Annotated in this window: 3 protein-coding genes and 1 pseudogene; 1 reads left to right on the forward strand and 3 read right to left on the reverse strand. The window is 67.1% G+C overall.

The features are described 5' to 3' along the window. The 3 genes from A9X01_RS22210 to ctaD form a co-directional block, all read right to left on the reverse strand. A partial coding sequence (locus A9X01_RS22210; protein WP_155772222.1) for an ATP-binding cassette domain-containing protein occupies window positions 1-460 on the reverse strand: 460 nt, incomplete at its 3' end. A gap of 91 nt (window positions 461-551) precedes the next feature. Next, window positions 552-1,787, reverse strand: a complete 1,236-nt coding sequence (gene serB, locus A9X01_RS22215; protein WP_065122790.1) for a phosphoserine phosphatase SerB — start codon at window positions 1,785-1,787, stop codon at window positions 552-554. 12 nt (window positions 1,788-1,799) lie between these two features. Next, window positions 1,800-3,560 (reverse strand): aa3-type cytochrome oxidase subunit I, encoded by a 1,761-nt coding sequence (ctaD, locus tag A9X01_RS22220; protein ID WP_065122792.1) that lies wholly within the window; start codon window positions 3,558-3,560, stop codon window positions 1,800-1,802. Window positions 3,561-3,762: 202 nt separating this feature from the next. Here ctaD and A9X01_RS22225 point away from each other — a divergent pair. Beyond that, window positions 3,763-3,945 (forward strand): annotated as a pseudogene (locus tag A9X01_RS22225) (iron-siderophore ABC transporter substrate-binding protein); the annotation flags it as partial. Window positions 3,946-4,046: the final 101 nt, after the last annotated feature.

Here is a 4,046-nt window from a genome sequence, read left to right on the forward strand (position 1 = left end):
CGGCCAGGTGCTCGGCACCCAGGCTTTCCAGCATGTCGACCGCGCGCCGGTAATCGATGTCCTCGTAGCGCTCGCGCCACCGGCCCAGCACCGAATAACCGGCCGAGACAACCAGATCCCGCACCAGCTCGTCGCTGGGCACCCGCTGCGCGAGCGCCGAGGAACTCAGTCCGATGCGGGACCGCAGTTCTGCGATGTCGACCCGGCCCAGCCGCTCCCCCAGCACGAACGCGACACCCGAGGACGGGTGTTCGGAGGCGGCGGCGATGCGCAGCAGGGACGTCTTGCCGGCCCCGTTGGGACCGATGATCACCCAGCGTTCGTCGAGTTCCACGGCCCAGTCCAGCGGGCCCACCAGAGTGCGTCCGCCGCGGCGCAGCGAGACGTTTCGGAAGTCGATCAGCAGGTCTGGGTCGGCCGCGAGAGAGCCTGGTTCAACCACGCGACCATCGTGCCGTATCACTCGCGAGCGGGGGGTACCGGCCCACTGGCGAGCAGACGTGAAAGCCCCCGACACGCCGGGCGTGCGGGGACTTTCACGTCTGCTCGCGCTAGTCAGCCGGGATCTCGACGCGGCGCACCACGCCGTCGACGGCGTCGGCGGCCTCGATCTCGCCGCGGGTGACGCCCAGCAGAAACAACACGGTGTCCAGGTAGGGATGGCTCAGCGACGCGTCGGCGACCTCGCGCAGCGCGGGTTTGGCGTTGAACGCCACACCCATGCCCGCGGCGGTCAGCATGTCGATGTCGTTGGCGCCGTCCCCGACAGCGACGGTCTGCTCCATCGGCACGCCGTACTGCTCGGCGAAGGCCCGCAGCGCGGCGGCTTTGCCGGGCCGGTCGACGATGGGTCCGGTCACCCGTCCGGTGAGCCTGCCGTCGACGATCTCCAGCTCGTTGGCGGCGACGAAGTCGAGCTTGAGTTCCTCGGCGAGCGGCTCGATGATCCGCCGGAAGCCACCGGAGACCACTCCGCAACGAAAACCCAAGCGCTGCAACGTACGTAGCGTGGTGCGGGCACCGGGCATCAGCTCCAGCTGTTCGGCGACCTCGTCGATCACCGAGGCGGGCAGTCCGGCCAGGGTGGCGACCCGCTGCTCCAACGATTCCGCGAAGTCCAGCTCGCCGCGCATGGCTGCCTCGGTGATGGCCGCGACCTGCCCCTGGGCGCCGGCACGGGCCGCCAGCATCTCGATGACTTCGCCCTGCACCAGCGTCGAGTCAACGTCGAACACGATGAGTCGTTTGGTGCGCCACGCCAGCCCGAAGTCCTCGACGGCCACGTCGACGCGTTCGTCGGCCGCCACCTTGGTCAGCGCGGACTGCAGCGGCCGGTATGCGTCCGCAGGCACCGAAACGCGCAGTTCCAGTCCGGTGACCGGGTAATCGGAGACACCGCGGATGACGTCGATGTTGACCCCGAGCGCCGCCGCCTCCCTGGCCACCGCCCCAAACGCGCCCGCGGTGATCGGGCGGCCCAGGACCACGATGGTGTGGGTGGAGGGTTTGCTGATGATCGGCACGTCGTCGCTACGCTCGACCGTGACGTCCAGACCCATGCCGTGGATGGCGGCCTCGACGTCGTCGCTCAGCGCGGTCCCCTCGGCGAGTTCCGCTGCGCAGGAGACCAATACGCCCAAGGTCAGCCTGCCACGGATCACCACCTGCTCGACGTTGAGCAGCTCGACGCCGTGCTTGGAGAGAACCTCGAAGAGAGCTGAGGTCACACCTGGTCGGTCGACACCGGTGACAGTGATCAGCACCGACACCTTGGCTGAGCCGGTCACCCCAGGTTGCCGCTACTGCTCACTAGTCGCGCGATCCGCCTCAGTCCGTGGACCGAATCCCTTCGGCGACTCGCCCGTGGTGGCGTGGCGTCCGATGTGCGCTTCGTCGCGCATCCGCTCCACCATGTGCGGGTAGTGCAACTCGAATGCCGGGCGCTCCGAACGGATCCGGGGCAGTTCGGTGAAGTTGTGCCGCGGCGGCGGGCAGCTGGTCGCCCATTCCAGCGAGTTGCCGTAACCCCACGGGTCGTCGACCGTCACGACCTCGCCGTAGCGCCAGCTCTTGAAGACGTTCCAGACGAACGGGAACATCGACGCGCCCAGGATGAACGCCCCGATGGTCGAGACGATGTTGAGGCCCTGGAAGTGGTCGCTGGGCAGGTAGTCGGCGTAGCGACGCGGCATCCCCTCGTCACCCAGCCAGTGCTGCACCAGGAACGTTGTGTGGAACCCGATGAACGTCAACCAGAAGTGCAGTTTGCCCAGCCGTTCGTCGAGCAGCCGGCCGGTCATCTTGGGGAACCAGAAGTAGATCCCGGCGTAGGTGGCGAACACGATCGTGCCGAACAGCACGTAGTGGAAGTGCGCGACGACGAAGTAGCTGTCGGTGACGTGGAAGTCCAGCGGCGGGCTGGCCAGCAGCACGCCGGTCAGGCCGCCCAGCAGGAAGGTGAGCAGGAAGCCGACCGAGAACAGCATCGGCGTCTCGAACGTCAACTGCCCCTTCCACATCGTGCCGATCCAGTTGAAGAACTTGATCCCGGTCGGCACCGCGATGAGATACGTCATGAACGAGAAGAACGGCAGCAGCACGGCCCCGGTGGCGAACATGTGGTGCGCCCACACCGCCACCGACAGCGCCGCGATCGCCAGCGTCGCGTACACCAGCGTGGTGTAGCCGAAGATCGGCTTGCGGGAGAACACCGGGAACACTTCGGTGACGATGCCGAAGAACGGCAGCGCGATGATGTACACCTCGGGGTGCCCGAAGAACCAGAACAGGTGCTGCCACAACAGGACTCCGCCGTTGGCCGGGTCGTAGATGTGCGCCCCCAGGTGCCGGTCGGCGGCCAGCCCGAACAGCGCGGCCGTCAGCAGCGGGAAGGCGATCAGCACCAGGATCGACGTCACCAGGATGTTCCAGGTGAAGATCGGCATCCGGAACATCGTCATGCCGGGCGCGCGCATGCACACCACGGTGGTGATCATGTTGACCGCACCCAGGATGGTGCCCAGACCGGCGACCGCCAGGCCCATGATCCACAGGTCACCGCCCGGGCCGGGTGAGTGGATGGCGTCGGTCAGCGGGGTGTAGGCGGTCCAACCGAAGTCGGCGGCGCCGCCGGGAGTGATGAAGCCCGCCATACCGATGGTGGCGCCGAACAGGAACAACCAGAACGAAAATGCGTTCAGCCGCGGGAACGCGACGTCGGGCGCGCCGATCTGCAGCGGCAGCACCAGGTTCGCGAAACCGAACACGATCGGCGTTGCGTAGAACAGCAACATGATCGTGCCGTGCATGGTGAACAGCTGGTTGTACTGCTCATTGGACAAGAACTGCAGACCGGGCGCGGCGAGTTCGCTGCGCATCAGCAGCGCCAACAGGCCGCCGACGAAGAAGAACACGAAGCAGGTGACGCAGTACATGATGCCGATCAGCTTGTGATCGGTCGTGGTGATCAGCTTGTAGACCAGGTTCCCTCGCGGGCCCGTCCGAGCCGGGTACGGACGAACTGCCTCGAGTTCTCCCAAGGGGGGCGCTTCGGCTGTCAACAGCTCCTCCAAACATCCATCCGGACAGGGGGCGCAGAACGCGCGCACTAATCCAAATCTTAGCCCGCCATCAGGTCGGCGGAAGGTCTGGTCCTACAAACTGTCGTAATTGTGCCGGACCAGCGGAACCCCGCAGCAACAGGGGTGGGCGCCCAGTCCCGCTTCACCAGGCTTGAGCTGGCCGGATGTTAACGTCGACCGTGTGCGATCCGGCGGTCTGATTCTCGGCGCGGCCGCCGCGCTGGTACTGACGTGCAGCGCTTGCGGTTCCGACAAAACGGGGTCCTCATCGACCCTGGTGACCCCTACCACCCAGATTGCCGGCGCCGGCGTGCTGGGTAACGACCGCAAACCCGAGGAGTCGTGCGGGCGGGAGCCGGCCGCGCCGGGGGCCGCGGTGAACACCGTCGGCGCGATCGCCGCCCGCTGCGGGTAGCGCGGCGGGGGGCGCGCCCCCTGTGGCGTATACCCCTCGCCGCGCCCCCC

The sequence above is a fragment of the Mycobacterium asiaticum genome (assembly GCF_001668675.1).
GTDB lineage: Bacteria > Actinomycetota > Actinomycetes > Mycobacteriales > Mycobacteriaceae > Mycobacterium > Mycobacterium asiaticum_D.